The sequence below is a fragment of the Sphingopyxis bauzanensis genome (assembly GCF_002205675.1).
GTDB lineage: Bacteria > Pseudomonadota > Alphaproteobacteria > Sphingomonadales > Sphingomonadaceae > Sphingopyxis > Sphingopyxis bauzanensis.
Window position 1 is genome coordinate 849,086 of record NZ_NISK01000002.1, and the last position, 21,908, is coordinate 870,993.

Annotated in this window: 10 protein-coding genes; 4 read left to right on the plus strand and 6 right to left on the minus strand. The window is 60.2% G+C overall.

Translation table 11 applies throughout. From position 1 onward, the window contains the following. Positions 1-4 precede the first annotated feature (4 nt). From CDQ92_RS10605 to CDQ92_RS10620, 4 genes are all read right to left on the minus strand, one after another. Entirely contained in the window at positions 5-3,073 is a 3,069-nt protein-coding gene (locus CDQ92_RS10605; RefSeq protein WP_088441309.1) for an ATP-binding protein, read from the minus strand. A gap of 611 nt (positions 3,074-3,684) precedes the next feature. Further along, complete coding sequence (locus CDQ92_RS10610; protein WP_088441310.1) at positions 3,685-7,431, minus strand: ATP-dependent DNA helicase; 3,747 nt, start codon at positions 7,429-7,431, stop codon at positions 3,685-3,687. A 236-nt stretch (positions 7,432-7,667) separates the two neighbouring features. Next, complete coding sequence (locus tag CDQ92_RS10615) at positions 7,668-11,063, minus strand: TM0106 family RecB-like putative nuclease (protein WP_088441311.1); 3,396 nt, start codon at positions 11,061-11,063, stop codon at positions 7,668-7,670. A 142-nt stretch (positions 11,064-11,205) separates the two neighbouring features. Then, positions 11,206-11,472: a DUF4258 domain-containing protein gene (locus CDQ92_RS10620; RefSeq protein ID WP_088441312.1), complete on the minus strand. Its 267-nt coding sequence runs from the start codon at positions 11,470-11,472 to the stop codon at positions 11,206-11,208. A 76-nt stretch (positions 11,473-11,548) separates the two neighbouring features. On the opposite strand from CDQ92_RS10620, the gene CDQ92_RS10625 reads away from it, so the two are divergent. Then, positions 11,549-12,541: a helix-turn-helix transcriptional regulator gene (locus CDQ92_RS10625; protein WP_088441313.1), complete on the plus strand. Its 993-nt coding sequence runs from the start codon at positions 11,549-11,551 to the stop codon at positions 12,539-12,541. A gap of 113 nt (positions 12,542-12,654) precedes the next feature. Here the strand turns inward: CDQ92_RS10625 and CDQ92_RS10630 are convergent, their stop codons facing one another. Then, positions 12,655-14,001, minus strand: coding sequence for a hypothetical protein (locus tag CDQ92_RS10630; RefSeq protein WP_088441314.1), 1,347 nt, complete (start codon positions 13,999-14,001; stop codon positions 12,655-12,657). A gap of 152 nt (positions 14,002-14,153) precedes the next feature. Here CDQ92_RS10630 and CDQ92_RS10635 point away from each other — a divergent pair, with 152 nt between their 5' ends. After that, positions 14,154-16,283 carry an AAA family ATPase gene (locus CDQ92_RS10635; protein WP_088441315.1) on the plus strand — a complete coding sequence of 710 codons (2,130 nt, stop codon included), beginning with the start codon at positions 14,154-14,156 and terminating at the stop codon, positions 16,281-16,283. A 276-nt stretch (positions 16,284-16,559) separates the two neighbouring features. On the opposite strand, the gene CDQ92_RS10640 is transcribed toward CDQ92_RS10635, so the two are convergent. Beyond that, positions 16,560-17,426, minus strand: coding sequence for an ArdC family protein (locus tag CDQ92_RS10640; RefSeq protein WP_229667020.1), 867 nt, complete (start codon positions 17,424-17,426; stop codon positions 16,560-16,562). Between the two features lie 650 nt (positions 17,427-18,076). On the opposite strand from CDQ92_RS10640, the gene CDQ92_RS10645 reads away from it, so the two are divergent. Together CDQ92_RS10645 and CDQ92_RS10650 are read left to right on the plus strand one after the other, a co-directional pair. After that, positions 18,077-19,204, plus strand: coding sequence for a metallophosphoesterase family protein (locus tag CDQ92_RS10645; RefSeq protein WP_308423578.1), 1,128 nt, complete (start codon positions 18,077-18,079; stop codon positions 19,202-19,204). Then, positions 19,201-21,831, plus strand: coding sequence for an AAA family ATPase (locus CDQ92_RS10650; protein WP_088441316.1), 2,631 nt, complete (start codon positions 19,201-19,203; stop codon positions 21,829-21,831). Before CDQ92_RS10645 ends, CDQ92_RS10650 begins: the two co-directional genes overlap by 4 nt. Positions 21,832-21,908: the final 77 nt, after the last annotated feature.

A 21,908-nucleotide genomic window follows, 5' to 3' on the forward strand; every position in this document is an offset into this window, starting at 1 on the left:
ATTCTCATGCCTCTGCGGTGACTTCGACGAAGGCGGCGGAGGCGCCAAACTTCGTCAGTCGTTCTATAATCTTTTCCGGCTCGTCCCCCCCCAGCGCGAGGCCGTCGGCAAAGTCGAGCTGGATCGTGGCGGACACGTTCTTTTCAGTCGCGGCCCGCAGTTGTGGCTCGACATATTCGCGGGTCTGCTTCGCATCGCTGATCGCGCCTTCGATCGTCATGGTGATGATCGATTTGGCCACTGTTTCGAACTCGATGGTCGCGTTCGCCGACTTCGTTGCTCCTGGTACACTCTCCACGACGTTGAGGAGCATAAAAAAGTGTCCGACCTCGAAAGGTGTCAGCGCGAGGCGTGAAACCTTCTCGATCTTGGCAGCACGGGCGCGCTGGAAAACTGTCGAAAGTGCGTCCTTTAGCACGCCCTCCCCCGAGAAGGTCTGGGCCGTAGTCGTCGGCGCGACTAAGCTGTCACCGGGTTGACCGACAAACGGCCTGGCCACGTCGGTTACGGTGTTTCCGCCGGCAGGCGCTGGCGCAGCGCCGTGGTCCCCCTGACCGAAGCCAGGATCAGCTGGGTCGCCAGGGGCCGGATCTTTCGGCTCAGAAGACTTGGCTGGCCGCGGGAAGATGCCGTGGTCGCGGGCATAGTCGGCTGTGGATATGATGGAACTGCCGTCAATGACGATGGACGGCACGGGGTCACCCTTGCCTGCGGTCAGGCCTTCGCGCTGATAGACGAAGATGCCATCGTTGATGCCCTTGATGACGAGCTTCTTGAACGGATCGTCGCCCACATGCATCGGCAGCGACGGATCGCGGCGAAATTCGGCGCGCAAATCGGCGGCGGTCATCTGCCCGGTCCGCTTTAGCGGGGTGCGGTCACGCACAAACTGGGGCAAATCGGGCTGGTCCTCAGGCGTACGCAGCTTGCCAATTTCCGTCAGCTGGCGGACAATCTGAGTCTGACCGGACCCGGGACGTTCCGACGCGGAATGCTGATCGATTGTTGCAAGGTCGAGTGAGACGCTGCCCCCGCCAAGCGCTGTGCGCGACGGATAGAAGAGGTGGCGGTAGCATTGCTGAATGGCAACGGCGATGTCCGTTTGTGACCGTTGCGCCAGCTCGATAACCTGGGCCTTCTGATGGTCGGCAAGTTCGCTCAGACGATCCGGCCGCTTCAGTTCCTGAAGCGCAAGGTGGCGGGAAATGGTCGCAGTCAGATGCCGCACGTGTCGCTCATCCGCGACAAGGAACACGAGGTTGTTGCGCAGTTGGCGCAAGCCGCCTCCGTCCTGGCCTTTGCGCTGATAAATCGTCGAAATCAGTTCCGGCACTTCATCGACCACGTTGCCGATGCCGAGCGCCTGATGGTGGATGATCGCGAGGCGGGGCTTCCCGTCGCCAATGTCGTCGGGAACGTCGAACGCTCCCGCCGGGAACGGGATCGACTCGAACGATCCGTTACCACCGAAGATCTCCTTGATCCGGCTGTCTGCTTCAACCCGCATCGCCTCTGTATCGACACCGCGCTCCTCGCGCGCGATGATCTGGGTGAGGTTCGCCTCCGCGTTGAACCGGAGGGGCGCACCTGGGCGGTCATCAAGATAGGCGGAACCCTGTATGAACGCCGCCTCAGCGTCGGCCACGAAGCTAAGATCGGCTGCCGGCGACAAGATCGAGTAGCGCAGTTGCGCGGGCGTGAGGCCGCGAAGTTCGTTGTTGTACGCAATAGTGTGGATGAAGACCGTGCGCGCGACATAGCTGGCATAGGGGAGCAGGCCACTAAACCGATCGGCGTCGATGCTGGCCGCCAGGGCTGCACGCCCCGCCTTGCCGTCAATGTCATTCAGGATCGCGGAATCGTAGGCGCTCTGGTTGAGGCGCGTGGTGAACTCGCGGCGGATGCCTTCGTCGCCAAGATCGACATGATGGGTATGGATCAGCGCGGCGTCTTTGGGGCGTGCGGCCCATACGTTGGCGACGGTCTTGGCGAGGATGCGCAGCATGCCGCGCACGCGCTGAAAGTCAGCTAGCGTGGCCGTCTTGCCGGTCAATGTGTCAAGAAGGTCTGGGTGGAATGGATAACTCGCTTCAAGCCCAGTGCGCGCCTCCACGCCTTGATGGCCGGCATCGATGCGGTCGCGATACTGCGTCCACAGCTGGCAGTACTCGTCCACCGTGGACTTTGGCACATCGACGCGCTCGAATAGGCGACGCTTTAGCACCGCCGCCGTCTCGTCGTCACTTGTCGGATTGAGGATAGTAGCCTTGCGACCGGAGACGCTCTCCAACTCGCCGACGATGCGGGAAATTTCCTCATTTTCGCGTGCGAACGCGTCGGTAGCCTTACCGTCCGGCCGAACGGCGAGCGTAAAGACGACGGCGGCGCGAGGGCGGCTTTCGACGGCGGCGAACAGCGCCTTAAGGAAAGCGGAGATTTGATCGCGCCCATGCGCGTCGGGGCACTTGCGCAGATATTCCCCGAGTTCATCGAGGACGACAAGGACGCTTCGATCACCGAAGACTTCGGCCAGCGTATCCGCCCCAGGAGCGCGCCGCATCTCATCGGACTTGCGAACAATCTCGTATCCCGCCGCACCGCCGATTTGGTAAGCAATCTCACCCCAGGGCGTGAAGGCCCGGATGCCATCGCCCATGATGCGCCCGTTGGAGGGATCCGACGCTTCACCATCGAATGCAGCAACCGACGTGCCAGCAGGCATGTCCGGCAGCGATACGAATTCGTCCATATTGGGTACTGACGCGCCCTCACGCGCACCGTGAATCAGCGCAATCAGCCCGTGCGTTTTGCCGCCGCCGAAACTGGTATCGAGCCGAAACACTGCCGAAGACGATCCAAGTCCAGACAGTCGGCCCAAGACTTGGCCGAGCAGTTCCTTCAATCCCGCGGTGGGGTAGGTGTTGGCGAAGAACCGGCGTGCATCGACGTAGTCGGGAGGTCCCTGTCCCGAAAGTACAGGGCCAAGGCGGGCCGCAAACTCAGCCTCAGACATCGTGCCGTTTAGGATGTCCTGCCGAGGCTGACAGTTGTCGAATATCGTCGTCGATGCCATATAATTACCTATTCTGAAGGCGCTCGGCGAGCGCGATGACATGTGCAAGGTGCTCCACACGGGCGCAGAGCACAGAAATAATGCGGGCCGCGATGTCCGCCTGCCGGCTCCCGCCACCTACCCAGTTCCTGATTGTCCGGTCGGTCACGCCGAGATCGCGAGACTGCGGCACCTGCCAACGCCGTCCGTAGAGAGCCTCTCCGGCCGTCCTTAAGATGTCCCTCCCCGCCCATGTTTCCGGATTGTAGGAAACCTGTGAAACTTAGGCAAGTCGGTGGGCTGTCACGGTTTTTGGCGAACCTGGCACACACTGCCAGGTTGATAGCGACGGGGCCAAGTAAGGCATTCGTCGAAAGCCGCCGCGTTCGCAAGCTAGCAAACGAAACAAGGCTGCAACTCTGTTCGTCGCAATTGAACCGCCGCTCAGCTTCTCCTAGGCCCGGTTGTCAATCGACGTGCCAGCGGGGGGCCCTGACGCAATTTTGACAATCCTGGGCGTCATAGCGTGCCGATCAGTCTCGCCTCGCGGCGGTCCAGTTTTACGCGCCTGTACATCTGTCGTTTGATGAGCTTGAGTTTGGTAATTTGTCCTCCAGTTTAGCCGCACTGACTTACTTGAACAACGTCATGGTGAGTGCGTAAAACTTTTGACTGTCGAAACCGGATTCCTTGGTCTCTTCCGTCACAATGAGGCGACCGTCCGGGTTTGAAGCGCTCCATACGCTAATCCCCATGACCTTCTCATACCATTCGAGCTTGGCGCGCCACCGCTCAACATACTGAGCGTTGTCCATCATGCCGCAGTGTTCCCAGTACCAGGTCTCCTGCCCCTTCTCGATCGTGAAATCCGGTAGCCGGTACCCACCTTTGGCATCAGTTAGCGGCCGTTCGAAAACGTAGCGGATCTTTCCTTCCTGCTCGAGTTCGTGCAGCGCATCAGCAATGATTATCTCCGACTTCGAACTCACGAGGTCGCCGCGCCGAGTGGTGTGAACGAGCTTTTGGGCTAGCCATCCCCAACGTACTCCCTTGGCATCTTGCACGGACAGATGGCGCATGTCCGGCTCGCCAAAGAGGTTGGTGCAGCGGCGAGCGGTTTCCGAAAAGAAGTCCGAGCGCAGTTTGAGGTAATGGTTGAAAAGACCTTGGTGCAGGATCCAGACACGGTTCTTCTGCCGGGTCAGGGCCGTGTACAACATCTCGCGGGTCATAAGATTACTGCTCTTCGGCAGCACAAGAATCACCGATCCAAATTCCGAGCCTTGCGCCTTGTGGACGGTGACAGCGTAGGCAAGCTCGAGGATAGGTGAACCCTCCTCTGCAAAGTCGCCAGGCTTGAAGCTGTAGCTCTCGCCGCTTTGCGACGCGAACTCGACTTTGGTCCAGTATTGCTTCCCGAAGCCGCTGTCCCCATTCACAACGCCGACCTCGCCGTTGGCAAGATATCCGGTCCCCTTCTCGCGTTCATTCCAGTTCCATCGCGGCCGCGAGTGATTGCGAAGGCACATAACCTTGTCGCCGTAGGTGATCTGTTCGGGCCCACGCGGCGAGATCATCTTCCATCCGCCTCCGCGCCGCCGTGCCGCGGCAAGGCGTGCAGAGCGTGCGGAGTTCTTGATCAAGCGATTGATCTCTGCCGAGCCGCTAGCCATGTTGCGATGCGCCGAAAGAATCTGCCAGGCCTCGGCTTTCTGGCCGCAGCCGTTGTTGAAAAAGATGTAGCCATCCTCTTTTTGGAACCCGCCAAGTGAAAGCTCGACGCGTTGCTCCAGTTCCGATCGGTCGCCCCCCAGCTCTTCGGAAAGCACTTCGAGAATTCGCTCGCGCAAATCGGCCGGCGTGTCCCACGGCCTGAACTTCAACCGGTCAGAATCGCCTGGTGTCTGACCGGCTCCGATGATCGCATCTTCGCCTGGAGGAAGCGGTTTGCCGGAAAAGAGGTTCGCGAGTTGTACGTCGGGCAGGGAGAGAGCCGGCACAAGAACGCCGCCGGCCTCGCCTTCACTCTGCTCGCCTCCCGACTGACGACGGCTGACGGTCAGCCGTGCCATGCCATTTCCGTCTTGCTCGTCGAGGAAGGCGATGATGTCCACGAACGGGCGCCCTGCACCGATTGGCGGCAGCTGCTGGGGGTCTCCGACAAGAATCAGCCGGGCCGATGTGGGCAGTACGCTGCACAGCGAAGCCAACTGCTCCTCGGTAAGCATGGAGCATTCGTCGACCACACAAGTGGTGACAGCCGCGGTTTCACCGCTAGTACAAACGAGATAGCGACCGGTCTTACCATCATAGCGGCCGAACTCGTTGAGAAACTGTGCGAGAGTGCGAGCTTGTTCGGGTCGGCCTGTTTGCTGCCCCAGACGCACGCGTGCTTTGCCCGTTGGGGCGAGGAGCAGGATATCCCGGCCCGCGATCTCGGTCTGATCAAGAAAGATCTGCAGCAGGGTGGTCTTGCCGGTACCGGCAGAGCCAGTAAGGACGGCAAGTTTGGAGGCCTCGAGAACCTTGAGTGCCGCAGCTTTCTCCAGCTGTGCTGACACCTCATCAGCGCCCTGCTTTTCAGGTGCACCAAACTTACCCATAACCAGCTGCTTCCAGTCGACTTGGCTGTCACCGGTCGGTTTGAGTCTGGCCGCAACATGCGCGTTGATCACCTCGCGGGTTGAGGTGAAGCGATGCAGCTGCGCGTATAATTCACCGTCATACTCAAGGACGTTGACCTCGCCGGAAAACTCCTCGCGACATATCTTGAGGGTCATCGCATCGATGGCGACTGCGCGCGACAGCGGCAACTCGTTGATGGCCGCCGCGAGAATATCTGCCCGTAGGAGCGTGTGGCCTTGCGTCGCTGCGCGCTCGAGCACTTCGATGACGATGGCGCGCAAACGCAGCGCGTCATCTGGTTCGTCAAGTTCGATGTCGCACTCGCGGGGTAGTTCCGGCGGTGTCGCAGAGGCCTCGGATGGAAATAGGCAGCGGTCGACGGTGGTCAGGAAGATGGGATCCTCGCCGAGACGGCTTTGCTCGAAAATGAGATAGGGGTTGGCGAGAACTGCTGCTGGATCGTTGCTGGCGAATGCCTTGCGCGCTTGCTCTTTGGAAAGCTCGAAACAGGCGAGTAGCCGCATCAGATCGTATAAATCCGGGCTTTCCTCTTTAAGAAGGTTGAAACGCCCTCGTTGCTGCCGTGTGATCTTGGGCGCGTTGTCCGGAGCTTTCCTGGTCTCATTAAAGATGCCCTCGACGACGTTCCAGACGTCTTCGCCTTCATCAAGTTCGGAAGCCAGAGCGAGTGCAAAGAGTGTGCCGTTAAATTTGGGGTCAAAGCACGACAACGCGCTGCCAAGACCGGGCGCGGCGCCTTGCATGTTCCACAACCGGCTCAGCTCATTGTCGATCCAGCCGAGGTAGTTGTCCCATGGCCCCGGTAGCACCTTGGCTGCTGCCTCGACAGATGTGCGGACAGCCTGAAGTGCAGTGATTGCACTGCCGTGGGTAACATGCTCGGTCGCGTAGCGAAACTGCGCGTAAGCTTCGTCGGGCACTTCCGCGACGAAGTCGGCGAGGTCAATGTCGTCTGATCCAGCGCTTCGAGCAATCAACTCATGATAAGGGAGGACGACGCCATCCAGCCAGAATCCTTCATGTTCGGGGTCGGGGCGCAGTGAATGCTGGAAGGGCCGCTCCCAGACCATCGACCGTATTCGGCTGGCGGCACTGCCGCCTTCGTAAGGGTACTCACCCACCTTGCCCGTGCTGGTCAAACGCGCCACCGCGATGATCTGCCGCGCCTGAGTTTCAGCCATCGGAGTCTGGCGCGCGTAAAAGAAGATCAGAGATTGCTCAGGCTCGAGCAAAGAATGAAAGCCATCGAGGAGGGCCCTCTGATTTTCGCAGTCCTGAACCCAAGCGGAATTGACCAGGAAGTCTGGCGCCTTGCCCTCCTGAGGCTCGCGCGATTCCTGCGAATCCAAACCAAGTTCTTTGGCAATTTCCCAAGCGCTTTCGCGAAGCATCCAGCGATACGGTGTGAGCACCCCACCGAAGGCCGGAATGTGAACTGGGGCCGGCAGGATGTGGCTGTGCTCTGCGCCGTTGTATTGCAGACGGCTGGTGTGGACTAAGGGGAACCGCGACAAGAATGTGCCCCGCTCTGACAGGCAAGGAGGCATTACGTCGAGCTTATCAAAAGCTTCGCCCTTATGGCCGTCTTCGTATTCGTCGTCGCGATTTTCAGCATTACGCTTCACCGCAAGGCAAGCCGAATTGCCCTTCGGATCCTTGCAGATGCGGCCATTCCAGCCGCTATCGTGCCATGGAGCGCGGACGGAAATGTGGCGAAGCGCAGACTTGCTCATTTAGGCACCTTTGCTAGTTGGATGCCGATACAAATATCGACCGGAGTGAAAACAGCTAAATCTTTGTTTGAAATTGGATCGTATTCGAGATGCCGCCGATGTCACATCATATTCGGCCTAATTATTGTTGGCCCGAGACGGCCCAGTGGTTGATGCTCGGAATCTGCAAGAGTAGACTTAAGCTCCAGAAATTCCGGCACATCGCGCGTCCAACCGCAGGCGGGATGGAGATCGGACTACACAGCCTCCGCATGTAACCAAGCGAGCGTATTCACAAGCCTGAGATGTTCGACAGTGGTGGCATCTAGCTCAAGTAACTTCGGATTTGCGAGAACGATGGCGAGCGTCCGGGCGCGGCTGACCGCTACATTCAGGCGGTTCTTCGAATAGAAGAAATCGACATGCCGGGGCAGGTCGTCGGGGGACGATGTCGTCATGCTGACGATCACCACCTCTGCTTCCTGGCCCTGGAACTTGTCGACCGTGCCGACCCGGGCGCCGTCGGGCAGCGCCGCCCTGAGTGCGTTCACCTGGATGTTGAAGGGTGCGACGACGAGAATGTTCTCGAGGCCAAGAATCCCGATGTTTCCGTGGCGGTCAATGTACCCTGTGCCAACGAGCCGCGCGACCAGTTCGGCCGTGACCGTGACCTCCTCGTCGCTTACCTGGCGGCAACCCTCGTGCGCCATCGCGACCAGCCGAATCCCTTGCGGGCGGATGATTGTATCGGCCTCATCTTCGGCGAGGAGTCGCTGGCCTGCACAGTCCGGATGGGCCTTCAGGCGTCCGTCGTAGACCGCCTCGGAGATGAAGGACTGGATCGAGGGATGCATTCGCCAGCTGGTATCGAGAAGAATGCCGCGGTCCGGTGCGATGGTGGCCGCGCCTTGTAGCAGATAGTCGAGGGCCGAGAGGCCGCTTTCTCCGGGGTGTGCGCCCTGGATGGGTTGGCCCAGCTGCATCTGATCACCGACGAGTATGATGTTGCGGGCGGCGGCGCCCATGGCCAGCAGATGGCCCAGCGAGACCTGCCCGGCTTCGTCGACGAACAGGTAGTCGAGCGACTGATCAAATGCGGGCCGAGCGAACAGCCATGCGGTTCCGCCGATCAGGTCGTAGCCTCCAACCTCGACCTCGTTGTTGTCATCGAGGTCAGAGATAATGCGACCGTTGAGAAAGGTGTCGGGATCACTGAGGGTGACCTTCTTGGCGCCCGAAAAGACAGTGCCCGTGGCCTCGGCCACCTCCTCGATCTTGGCGAGGAGGTTGTTGATCGCCTTGTGGCTGTTCGACGAGACGCCGACGCGCTTGCCTGCGGCAATCAATGCCAGGATCATGTGGGCACTTGTGTGCGTCTTGCCGGTTCCGGGAGGTCCCTGAATGAAAAGCGCCGAGCGATCGAGCGCCAGGCTTCGCAGCGTCGCCGCCTCGATCAGGCTTTCGCCGTCGAGGACGAGCGGACCGCCTGGCCAATCAAGCAGTCTCGGTTTGGCGCGCTCAATCAGATCGGCGAGCGCCTGGTAACGATCCGGACCACGGGCTGCACCAGACCATTCGCGCGTGATCTCGTTTTCGCCAGTTGCCCAGAATTCGACGACACGCTCGACCGCTTTTTCGAGAACGGATGTGTCGAGCGGCCAGCCGGGGATGATCGCGCCTTCCAATGGGAAGTCGCCTCCTGCCTTTGAGCCGCGCTTGACTTCGACAATGCCCGCGTCGCGATCGATGCTGAAGATGGTCCCCAGCTTCGCGCGGGTCGGAGCATGCAGGACATCCTTGCCCTCGCGCAGCTTGGTGTCCTGCGGGGAAAAGCGATAGGTCGCAACAATCGAACGCTTCTCGGTCCGCAGCCAATCTTCGCCGATGGGCGTGATCCCGCCAATGCATTCGCCATCATCGACGAGTTCGTCCTCGTCGCGTTCGCAGCGATCGAAGATCGCCCATTGTTCGGGCTTCTTGGCGCGCGTGTGGAAGTCGAGAACGTGGGCGGCGAGTTCGCGGCTGCGCTCGGAGAGGATTTCGCCATTCTCCCGTATGGCCTTTCGCAGAGCTTCGAGGCGCGCTTCGCGCCTGGCTGCCTCCTCGGATTTTTCCGGATCTGGTGCTGGCTCGGCTTTGGTCCACCAGGACAGATCAGGCCGAAGCGAGAGCAGCCAGTTGCGCAAGCCTTCGGTGTTCTCGCAATCGACCTTGTTATAGTCGAGGATCCCATCGAGCAGGGCCTGATCGCCGGACTCCCGCCAGCGATGGTAGTGCACGATCGACTGGTCCGCCTTGGTGACATCCTGCGCGCGCTTTTCGGCGAAGAATATCTCGAGCGTCTTGAGACTGAGATCGGGCTCGGAAGTTCGAATGGCGCCGCGCACGATTGAATAGAGATCGACGAGCTTTTCCGCGCGCAGTAGCTGATCCACGGCAACTTCGCGGCTGGCGAATGCGGTTGAAAGCCGGCGCAGCACGGTCACCTCATAGGGTGCGTAGTGATAGATATGGGCGTCTGGATATCGGGCGAGATGCTCGGTGAAGAAGTCGACCATGCCCTCGAAAGCGGTGCGTTCAGCTTCGCGATTGTGGCTCCATGAGAAGCGGAACGCGGATTCACCCTGCTTATCGCGATAGTGCACACCCCAGAGATATTCGAGTCCATCGGGATGGAGGGGATCGCCCTCGAGATCGAAGAAGAGGTCGTGCGGGCTTGGTGCGGGCATCCGCGTGAAGCCGCGTCCATTCTCGATGGGCAAGTGCTCTACGCGCGGTTCGCCGCCCCGCCTGGCCAGCTGCATCGCGGCCTGGGCCTGCAGGCGCTCGAAGGTGCGCGAAGCCAACTTAGGAATATGGGTCTCTGGGGGTAGCGCGCCAAGCGCTGCAACGGTTGTGATCCCGGCGTCGCGCAGCTTCTTGATCTGCGGCGCCTGCATGCCGGCCACCTGATAAAGGTGGTCTTCAGCTTTCCACTGGGCTGCGCAGTGGTCGCGCCAGCCGCACAGGCTGCAGGCACTGCACGGTTCGGGACTGGAACCTGTCGCGCCGTCCTCGATGAAGCCCAGGTAACGGTTCTGCGCCGCTTTGATGAAATGCTCGAATTCAACCCGCCTAAAACTTGCTTCGTCGCCGCTGCCCAGGACAAGATGCATGGCGTGCGGAAGCTGGCCCTGCACCTTTCCGATCAGCTGAGAATAAAGCGCGAGCTGAAGGACGTGCTTCGGGCTGGGAGTCCGGGCGAGCTTGGTGTCGATGACCTCGTAACCGTGTACGCCGAGGCTGGTCCTGCCGTCCACCTTGCGCAAGAAATCGGCAAAGCCGTGCCACGGTGCGTCGAGAAAAGTGGCCTGATAGATATGGTCCGCGCCCGCGCGCATCGCGGCCTCGGTCAGCGCGGCGCGCTCTTCCAGCGAGCCATGTGTGGGGATTTCAGCGACTGGGCCTGCCTCACGAAGCTGTTCGAGGTAGCGCGCTTCGTGTGAGTGCCCGGCGTCTTGGATCAGCACTGCGGTCTCGTCGTCTACCGCGCGTTCGGGAAGCGACGCCGGATCGCGCACCTTCTGCAGATTGAGGGCCGCTGCATGGCTGCACCCCAGGAAGGCATTGAGGTCGGATGCCGAATGCAGGAAGGAGTCATTGTAAAGGCGCATGGGGTAAGAAAATCCTTCGGCATCCAGCTATTTGTTGCGCCCGGCGGGTGTCGGCCAAGCGGTTCATAGATCGCGGATTGAAAGCAATGGGTTAATGAGGCTCTCTCACCAGTCCATTGCGGGGAGGCGGCGATGCGGCATCTCAGAACTTGAGGCGCCTGAGCCGGTGCGCGGCGGTAATCAGGCTGCCGTCGTCGGCCAGTACCAGATAGCTGTCGAGCGCCTTCTCGATACGGCAATAGCGCGGACGGCCCAGCGCAGCCTCGGCGCGGCACCGCGCCCGCTTGTCGAGATAGTAGACGTCGGCGCCGTCGTGCCGCCTGGCGTTGCCATAGGCGAGGATGGCCTCGACAGCTTCGGGCGAGATTCCGCGCTGCTGGCAGCGCAGCTGGGCGTGGCGAGTGTACATGCGAGCATCCTTTCCTGTTTGACAAAACCCGCTATGACGGGCCTCGGCGACAAAAACTGTCACCCAGGAGGATCCGATGTCGTTTTCGAAGGGGGTTGATCTGTTGCGGCTGGCGATGATGGCTGCGTCCCGGCAGGGCATTTGCCTTGCGGACGTCGAAGCCGAATTCGCCTGTGTCCGACGCACCGCGCAACGCATGATCGAAGCGCTGCAGTCAGCCTTTCCGGCCGTGGAACACCGGATCGACGATGACCGGCGGCACTACTGGCGCTTGCCGGCGCGCGCGATTGCGCAGTTGCTCTCCCCCTCGGCTGACGAGCTTGCGGCGATGAGTTCGGCGATCGTGGAGCTCAAGCGTGCAGGTATGTCGTCTGAGGCGGATCGGCTGCTTGGGCTAAATCGGAAAGTCCGGGCGCTGATTCCCGCCGAGAGCGGTGCCCGGCTGGCGGTAGACGAGGAGGCGCTTCTCGAGGCCATGGGTTATGCGGCGAGACCAGGGCCGCAGCCCGCAACTTCGCCGGAAGTGGATGAGGCTATTTCCCAGGCGATTAAGGGGCCGTTTCGTCTCACGCTCGAATATCAAAGTCGCGGAGACGCGGAGCCCAGCTGGCGAACGATCGAGCCTCTTGGTCTGTTGCTAGGCGCGAGACGCTATCTTGTCGGAATAGATTTGGCAAAACGGGATGGCCGGTATCGGCACTACCGGGTGGAAGATATCAGCCAGGCGGAGGTTCTGGACGCTAGCTTCGACTATCCCGAGGACTTCGACTTTCGCGCCTATGCCAGCCGTGCCTTCGGCTCATTCCACAATGACGCAGAATATGGGGAGGTTGTCTGGCGGTTCGCACCTGAAGCTGCCGGGCGAGCCCGCCGGTTCTTGTTTCACCCTTCGCAGTCATCCGAGTGTTGCGAAGACGGATCGTTGCTGGTGCGGTTCAAGGCAAGTGGCCATGTGGAGATGGCCTGGCACCTCTATGCGTGGGGCTCGACCGTCGAGGTTGTGGAACCTGCGGGGCTGGCCGCCATGGTGCACCCCTATCGCAGGGCGGATTTTCCAGCTCTTCCTTGATCTTTGAGCGATGGCCAGAGATGGGCACACATGGGTCAGAGGTCCCGCGCATCGCCCATTCGGCACTGCGCGCGGTTGGGACAATTGGCTGAGCCAGACGGAGTCCAGCTGCACTAGGGTGTGGTGATGTCACTTCGCCCGATGAAATATACTCGCCTATATTTTTCAGCAATCTCGGTGATGATTACCGCGCTGGAATTGATCGAAATGGTCGGTCGGTGTTCCGTGATCTTTTCGATTGCTTTGGAGAGGTCTCGAAATATTACCCGCGCAGCCCTGTAAGGAACCACATCGGAGACCTTTGGAGGCCGAGGCGCCATAAGATCGATCTTGTGCCAGCCGCTGCTCCCGCTCTCGTCCATCCTTGGCCGGAGAGTTATATCGCCATCCTCTTCGACCACGGTGAGATCGATCTCGCTTTTATCTCCGGCAATCACGTTGAATACGCCCCAAATGTGCTGCAGGTCGTCCAACCCAGTGGTCCAGGTTGAATTCTCACATTGTTGAACTTGCGCGTCCCGGTCGATTGCAGGGGGCGATGGCGGGGCAATAGGAAAGGCGCAGCGCAGATGGCCGTCGTCGATCAGCGCCTGGTTTTCGATAATGGCAATCCGTGCGGGATCGCGCAGACGCCCGAGCATCGTTGCCAATTTGAGCGGGGTGTTGAGCGGCATTGCCAGTTCGAGCCCCGCGATCTCTACGGATTCAAAGATGGCGGCGCGGCTTCTGAACAGCGCAGTACATTGCCCGTCCTTGATCACGGCAATTGGCGTGTGTTTTTGCGATGTGGCACCGGATTTGACATATGCGGCGCATCGTAGCGCTTGTGCAAGCGCGCTGATCGATGGGAGCGATACTGCGGTTTCAGGATCAACTTTCGGCAATGCCGCGGATGGGGTTGCCGTCTCGACTTTCAAGCCAAGACGCATGCTCTTCAGCGCAAGAACGAGCACGCCCTCATCAACGAGATATTCGAACATGTCGAACGCTCTGCTGGTATCTCGACGCTTGGAAATGCGGCGCTCTTCACCGTGCCGTATGACGGAGGTTTGACTGAAGAACGGATCGAACCGGCTGGGTTTGATCAGGAACGCCAAGCCTCCTTTCGGAAGACCGCTGACGGGCTCCTTGAGCGGCAGCCCGGCCTCGAAGGTGATGTAGGGTGACTGCGAACGCATTCTGATTTCGTTTTCAAAGACCGCGACCTCGATCTTGCTATTTCGCCCTTCTGCGGTTGTTGAGAGCCCTGGAAGCCTGACGCATTCCAGTGCAGAGAGAAACAGTTCCGGATCAAATCGGATGACAAGCCCCCCGTTTTCGCCAGCCGCGTTCCAGACGAAGGGCTTCCGACTGACCAGGTCGCGCAAATTGAGAGCGCTCCTCATGGTGAGCTGATTCTCGTCAATTTCCTGAAGTTCATTGAACTCCAGATCCCGCTCATCTGCTTTCTGCTGTGTCATGATGAGATCCTTTTTCTGGTCCGAAGAACGCCGACGCGGGGGTGCATTCTTGCCAATTGAGATTGAAAGGGGCTTAACTCGTCGTCGATGTTCTGACGGCAATATAGAGAAACGCATGGGCTTCGGTCGGTGGCGGGTTTCAAGGATATAGGATGCACGTTCTATCTTGGGCGGAGAAATACCGGCCGACCAAGTTCTCGGACGTTGTTGGCCAGGCTTCTGCCGTCAAGCAACTAAAGGAGCGGGTCAGTTCGAGCAAAAAGATCGCCTCGGTGATCCTTGAGGGCCCAAGCGGCTCAGGCAAAACCACGCTTGCGCGAATTTTCGCGAAAACCATGCAATGCAGCGCACCGCAGGACTCAGGCGAAGCGTGCGGCGGATGCCATGCTTGCGACCTATTTGAAGCGAACCACCAACCGAGCTTCCACCGAATAAACGCTGGTCTCGACGGGACGATGGCGGGCATTCGTGAACTGCTTGAAGAAGATCTGGTGACCCGGCCGCATAGCGCTGCGCTGCACGTCGTGTTCTTCGACGAAGCCGACAATCTGACAGAAAAAGCACAGCGGGCCCTCTTGGCCCCGCTCGAGGACGGTTCGCTGTTCGCGCTCTACATTTTTTCGCTCATTGATGCTGATGAACTGCTGCCGCCTTTGCGTGCGAGGTGCACTCGCATCGAATTGGTACCGCCGACGTGGCCCGAAGCGCTTGCCTATCTGGAGAAGATCGTCGCCGCGGAGAGATTGACGGTCGAACCAGGCGCGCTTGAGATCATTGCTCGCCTGGTTCCCTCGTTCCGTGAGCTTGCCAACACGCTGGAATCTGTTTTCGCGGCGGCGGCGGGCGGCAAGATCACTCCAGCGCTGGCGCGTACCGAAGTGCGCAAAAGGGGGACTGAAGAGATTGTTGGCTATCTCGTTGCGGCGCTTGATGGCGACGCCGAAGGTCAGCTTGACGCGATGAGGTCCCTACGCCTGTCGGCGAAGGAGAAGGCTGACGCGGTTCTTGAACTGTTGACGTATCTCAAGCTGAGATACGTAGGGCCGGCGCGGACGACGCGAGAGCATATGCTCGACTTGTTGCTAGATGAAGCGGAATGCCAGAGGATTGTTGCCGGGATCGGGTGGCGTGCCGAGAAGCTTGGCATCGAGCTTGAAGTGCTGCTGGATGAAGTGTTGGAATTCTGGACGTTTCAGCCGCTACGCATGGACGAGGCTGCGCTTGGCGCCCACATGGCGCGGTTCAACGACCTTTTTCTGATGGATCGTCCGTTCCCGCGAGACAGGACGGGCATTGCGCTGCGACTGGCGACGGCGCGAGATGCCGCTGAATTTCGTTCCAGCCGAGGACGCCGCCGGCCGCCAGCATGGCGCACCGGCGATACGGCCGAGGCCACAGATCCGGCGGAATATTTGAGCGAGCGTCAGGTGCGCGAGCTATACGAGGCGGCAACGTTCATGGTGCAGCGCCACCGGAGGACCTTCAACGCATGCCTGACCCTCGATCACAATGCCCTTGGCATTGTTGAAGACAAGAAGGCCGCCGACCTGGTCTCCGATCTGCTGCGCGAACTGGGTCTGAGGCTGCAGGATTGGGCGCGTAGTTCTGGTGCGCCGGAGCAGGCCGACCTTCATCGGATTTCGTTTCTTGAACGGGGGCGCGAAGGAGGGCTCCGCTCCACGGTCCTGCTCCATCTGCCGGGCTTCGCAGCAGATCCTGCACGGCATTGGATATTCGAGCGGTTCCTCGCCCGCCGATGCACGGTTGGGGAAACATGGCACAGCGAGTGGCTTCGAGTTCAGCATGTGGACGAAGCACGCGGCGCCCTCGCCGTTCATTGGGCGCTCTTGCGAACCCTGTGGCGCGGGACCGATCCAGGTATCGTGGTCGAGGGAGAGCCGTTGGTCGAACGGCTGAAAGTGGCGCGAAGGGAGCGCCGTCCGGCTGGGAAAATCACGCAGCGGCGGTTCGGCCTGTCGCAGGGACTGAGCAAGGCTGCACGGACAGGCGAAGCAGAGCTATTGGGGGCTCACCTCTCGGCTTATACGGACGGGGCGTGGAGCTGGCTCTTCTCTCGCTGGGAGTGGGCCGAAGCTGAAAAACGGAAAAAGGCCCGTATGCGACTGGCGGAGCTGGGACGTGCTTCTGATCGTGAAGGTTCAGCTACGTGCGATCCGTTGTCTGTACGAAAACTGACGTTTGAAGTGCGCCTTGCGGCTGACGAAGGGAGAAAAGTCATGGAAATTCGCCAAAAACCTTGGGATCCTCCTGCTTCCACCTAGTGAAAAAGATGATAGTTATTCTCACTCTGGATGAGAGTTAAAGATTTATTTGAAATCATCCTCAACCTTGGTCGTGCAAAGAACGGCGGAAGTTCTCGTGCTGACCGGGTGAAAGGTTGCGCGCAAACCGGTTCCGATTGTCTCGGTCCAGGGCTAGATGCGGTAGGAATGCACTCCGCGCCCGCGCGACCCACCCAGTTCGTGCCAGATACAAAAGATACCCTCGCTTATGCGCAAATGACTGTGGCTGCGGCACGGCCCGAGCGCGCACGCCGATCACGGCGACGACGTTTCCGTTTGAGCGAGGAAATCCGCAGCCTCCTGTGCTTTGCTGGCGGCGGTAAAAATCGCGCGGGAGTCGTCGCGAAGCGCCTTGAGCCATGACGCTATGTAGGGAGCATGGTCTCGTCGGGGTTCCGTCTGCAGACCCAGCCTCGCGCAGGTGAACGCTGCGCCCAATTCGGCGATCAGCTCCTCCATAGCGTAATCCGCTGAACCGAACCGGTTTCTGAGATTGCGATCCAGCCGGTGCTTGGCCCCCGACCAGTGGGTCAGTTCATGCGCGAGCGTAGAATAATATGCCGCGCCAGACTTGAACTGCCCGAATTCCGGCATTTGCACCTGATCGGGGCCAGGAGCGTAATATGCGCGATCGCCTCCGTGCAGGATTGTCGCACCAACCTTCCGAACGAAGGCGTCGGCCTGAGCATTGCGCTCGTCGTCGGACAGCACGGGCGGCACTTCGAACAGCGCGCCGTCGACCTGGTCGGCGTTGAACACCGTGAAGGCCCTGGCGACGAAGCCGAGGCGGCGCCGATCGTCGCCCTCATCATGTTCAGTGTGGCGGCTGTCACGCTTCTGCCAAAAGAACACCGGCGCCCCTCGCTCGCCTTTGCGCACCTGCGCCCCGTGTTCGCTCCACTGCCGATAGGTTGCCCATTTGCCTGTCGAAAAGCCGGCGCTTTCTCCATCGATCCACAGGGTGAGGACATTGAGACCGCGATAGGCACGTCCTGTGATCGCGTTAGTCGGGCAGTCAAGCATCGTGCCGGTTCGGTGCCAAGGCATGATGTAATCACTGGCTCCCGCGTCGATGGCCGCGATGATCTGGTTCGTAATCCGATCGAAGATGGTCTGCTGCAATGAACCCTCCAGCCGATGTGGCGGATGATGGTTCACGTAAGGCGGGGTGAAATTGTCTGGATAAATGTTCGCTTAGCACTTGGCCGTTAGCAGGATGAATCGCGGATCGACCAAGCGAAACCTTCCTATTTGTGTTCAAACAAGGCACAGATAGGAACTACGCTCAAAGACGAGGAATGTGCATGTCGAGTAATGACCTGACCAGGGACGTGGAACAGTGGGCAGAAGAGGTAGCCAATCGCGCTAAAGCGCTGGTGCCGTGCGACCGTCATATGCATGTCCTTCTCCGCCGCGGCGGCGAAGAGGCAGAGCGGCGCGCATACGCATTTGCCCAGACCGATGTTGGGGATGGGGTTGTATCGTTTCCGCAATCATTGGTGTCGCCGGCTGTTAAGTCCGCCCTCGAGCAGGGCGTCGTCTCCTGCGATCCTTGCGCCAGTGATCGTTCTTAAGCCGTTTTGGACAGGATGTCAGATTGGGGCACCGAAACGTCGCAGGGCGAACATGAAGCGAGAAATTCTCTAGGTTTGAACCAGTTCTCCCAGCGTGCGGCGTCAACGCCTAGCGATGAGGTCGATGGTGGTGCGTAGGTGACAAGTTTTGTCATCCCCAGCGCTGCATACAGAACCAACTGATATGGAGACTGATTCGTGGCAACGCTGAAGATCATCCACACCGCAGACTGGCAGCTGGGAAAGCCCTTTGGCCGTTTCGCTCCAAACGTACGCGCGGCGCTGACTGAAGCCCGGCTGGATGCAATCGACCAAATTGGCAAAGTCGCGATAGCTGACGGCGCTGGCCACGTCTTGGTGGCGGGCGACGTGTTTGACAATGTTGATCCTGGCGACCGGATTGTCATGCAGGCTATGTCCCGGATGGAACGGGCGCCGGTCACCTGGTGGCTGATGCCGGGCAATCACGACCATGCCCGGGCGGGAGGCCTGTGGAGCCGGGCCCGCGCGCGCGCGCCGTCGAATGTCCGGATTGTGGATACGCCGGAACCGGTTGAGATGGCAGAAAATGCCTGGCTGCTCCCGGCGCCGCTTGAGCACCGCACGACGGTGGCCGATCCCACCTCTGCGATGGTCAACATGATTACGCCGCCCGGTGCGCTCCGAATTGGACTGGCGCACGGATCAATCACCGAATTCGGGGCGACGGGTGAAAGCTCCAACCTCATTCCGCCAGATCGCGCTCGTTCGGCTGGCCTTGATTATCTTGCCTTGGGTGACTGGCACGGGTTCCTGACGGTGGGTGATCGGACCGCGTATAGCGGAACGCCGGAAGTGGATCGCTTTGGCCGGGAGGAAGCCGGCGCATGTATTTCGGCGAGTGTGCGGTCCGGAGATGCACCTGTACTGCAGCGCACTGAAACGGGCCGTTACCGCTGGCTGTCGCGGCAATGGGACCTTGAAAACACTGGCGATCTCGAGCGCGAGACAGCGGCTTTGCGCGCTGAGGCACGGCTCTCCGATGTTCTGCTATCGCTTCGGCTGTCCGGCGTCGTAAGCCTGTCTGACCGTGTGGCAATGACGTCGGCCATTGAGGATCGTCTGGCCCACGAGCTACGGCATCTCGATCTCGATGCCCAAGGTCTCAGCGCAAGGCCTACTCCAGAGGACATTGCCCGGATCGACGTCCAGGGCGCCCTTGCTAGTGCGACAGATTCTCTGCGCGTCCGAGCCGAGGCTGGTGGTCCCGATGCAGAACTGGCCGGAGCAGCGCTTGAGCGTCTCTATGTCGAAGCAATGCGGCTCGATGCGGAGATGGCACGATGATCCTGAAGTCTCTCGAGGTCGCGAACTTCCGAAAATTCCGTGACCAGCTGCGGATTGATGGATTTACCCCTGGCCTGAACATTGTTGTCGAGCCGAACGAAACAGGCAAATCGACATTGCTCGAGGCGCTGCGTGCAGCCCTATTCATTCGCTATTCGGCCAAGACCGAGCTTGTCCGCTCCTATGTTCCGATTGGCGATGACGTCGCGCCGCGCGTCAATGTCGAGTTCGAAGTCCAAGGTCAGAGCTGGAGCCTCGAGAAGCAGTTCATGAAGGCGCCTTACGTGAGGCTTACGGGTGCTGGGAGCCGATCCGAGAGCGATGCGGCTGAAGAGGCACTGCAGGAACTGCTTGGGTTCGAACGCGGTAACAACCGGGGAAGTGACGCGGAGGCGCGCGGGCCGCTTGGGATGCTTTGGGTGGAGCAGGCCTCCGCACTTGCGGTCGAAGGTCCAAATCGCATCGTACGCGACACTGTGCGCGGGGTATTGGAAGCGGAGGTCGGCGCGGTCACAGGTGGGCGCCGGTTCGACGCCATCAGGGCAAACATTGAGACCGCCTATTCTGCGCTGCGCACATCAAAAACCGGTCAATCGCGCGGGGAGCTTGCTACAGCGGAGCTGCGGGTTGGTGCAGCAACCAGCGCACTTCAGCAGGCTGAAGTGACGCTTCGCCATTATGAGCAAGCCCTAACGGATCTTGAATCGGCAAAATCCAGGCTGAGGATTGTCGAGCGTGATCTTGCCGATCCGGAGGTCACAGAGCAGCGCAAGCAGCTTGAAGGCGACAAAAAGGTCGCCGAGACGATCACCCTGCGAACAACCGCTGCTGAAGCGCAGTATGCGCAGTTCGAGGAGCGCGCTGCGGCCGCGGGATTGCGGCTCAAGCGTCTTGATGACGCCGAGGCCCGGGATCTGGATGCCCGATCGCAGCTGGAAGCCAACGAAGCTACGCGCAATGAAGCAAAGCAGAAATCGGACGCAGCAGCCGATGAGGAGAAGTCGCTGCGCGGAGCGCTGGAAGCGGCCCGTGCTGAACGGGAGAGATGCGAAGCTATTTTGACCACGGCGCGTGAACGCGTGGGCGCCTTTGCCAAGGCTGCGGCGGGGCGGCGGGCAATTGTTGCACTGAAAGCCCTATCGGATCTCGAGGAACGTGAGCGGGCTCTGCTCAGTGATGCTGGTGCAACTATCGATGCGGAAACTCTCGATCATTTGGGGCAGCTCGAGCGCGCTGCCATCACGGCGCGCGCGCGCTTTGAGGCGGGGGCGGTCAAGGTTGACTTCACGCTTGCCGATGGCACGGCGCTGCGGATCGACGGAAAGTCGAGCGATGCGTCGAGCATCGACATACTTGCTGCCACGAGAATTGAGATCGGAGATATCGGCAGCCTTGTGATTCGTCCGCCTGAAGGATCTGGGCGCTCCATCGAGGCAGATAGGGCATCAGCGGAGGATGCACTTGCGGCTGCGCTGCGAGCCCTGGACATCAGCTCCTATTCTGCGGCCCTCTCCCGGAACGAACGCGCCGGTGCCGCAAACCGTGAACTCATGGCATTGCGAAAGCAGATCGCAGCCGCCTGCCCAGGGGATCCAACAGTCGGCCTCGCTGCGGGCTCGGATGCGCTTCATGCCTTCGTCTCCACGCTTGATGAAAGCGTCACTGAGAGCGTCGCACCAACCGAGGATATCGACGAGTTGGAACGTGCGGCTGGTCAGGCAAAGCCCCACGAAGCAGCAGCATTGGCAAGGCACGAGGTGGCTCGCCAGTCTCTCGCAAAGATGGAGAAGACACTCGCAACGGCAGCTGCGGATCTAGCGGCAGCGACCAAGGAAGCAAGCGGGGCAGCCAATGATCTGGAGGTCGTCCTGGCTGACGGAGACCGGCCAGCTCTCGAGTCAACGCGGAGCGAAGCGCTTCGTGAGCGGGCCGCAAAATTCGAGGGACTCGAAGCGGCGCGTGAAAGTGCAAAGGCCTTTGACATTGAGTCGATCCAGCGGCGTATCGAGAATCTAGAACGTGCAACGGTCCGCGCCAACGAGGATCGCGTTGACCTAACCGGCAAGATTGCCACGCTCGAAGCGATGCTGGCGAGCGAAGGCACTTCTGGACCCGGTGGGCAGGTTGCGGAGGCACAGGATGAGGAGCAAGCTGCGATTGCTGCTGGTGACCGCCTGCGCCGAGAGGCTGACACCTTAGAAATGCTAAGAAAAGCACTGGCAGAAGCTGCCAGTGAGGCATCCCGCACGTTTCTCGCCCCAGTGACAAAGCGCGCCGCGCGATACGTCCAGCGGCTTCTCCCTGGATGCGAACTTTCGTTCGATGAAGAACTTGGCCCCTCCACTGTCGTCCGGGCTGGGATTGACGAGTCTTGCGGTGACCTCAGTCGCGGAACGCAGGAGCAGCTCGCGATCCTGACACGCCTGGCTTTTGCCGACCTTCTCCTGGAGGACGGTGCCCCGATCTCGTTGATTCTCGACGACCCCCTTGTCTATTCCGACGACGCCCGTCTCGAGACCATGACCGACATACTGCAGGATGCATCACAGCGGATGCAGGTGATCCTGCTAACCTGCCGATCGAAGGCGTTCCGCCATGTAGACGCTAACCGCATTCTTCTGCCGTAGACCGACCAACGCTGTCGAATGGACGCGCCACTAGCGACATCGGCATCATTTCCGTTTGGCGGCACGGTCACCCGCCG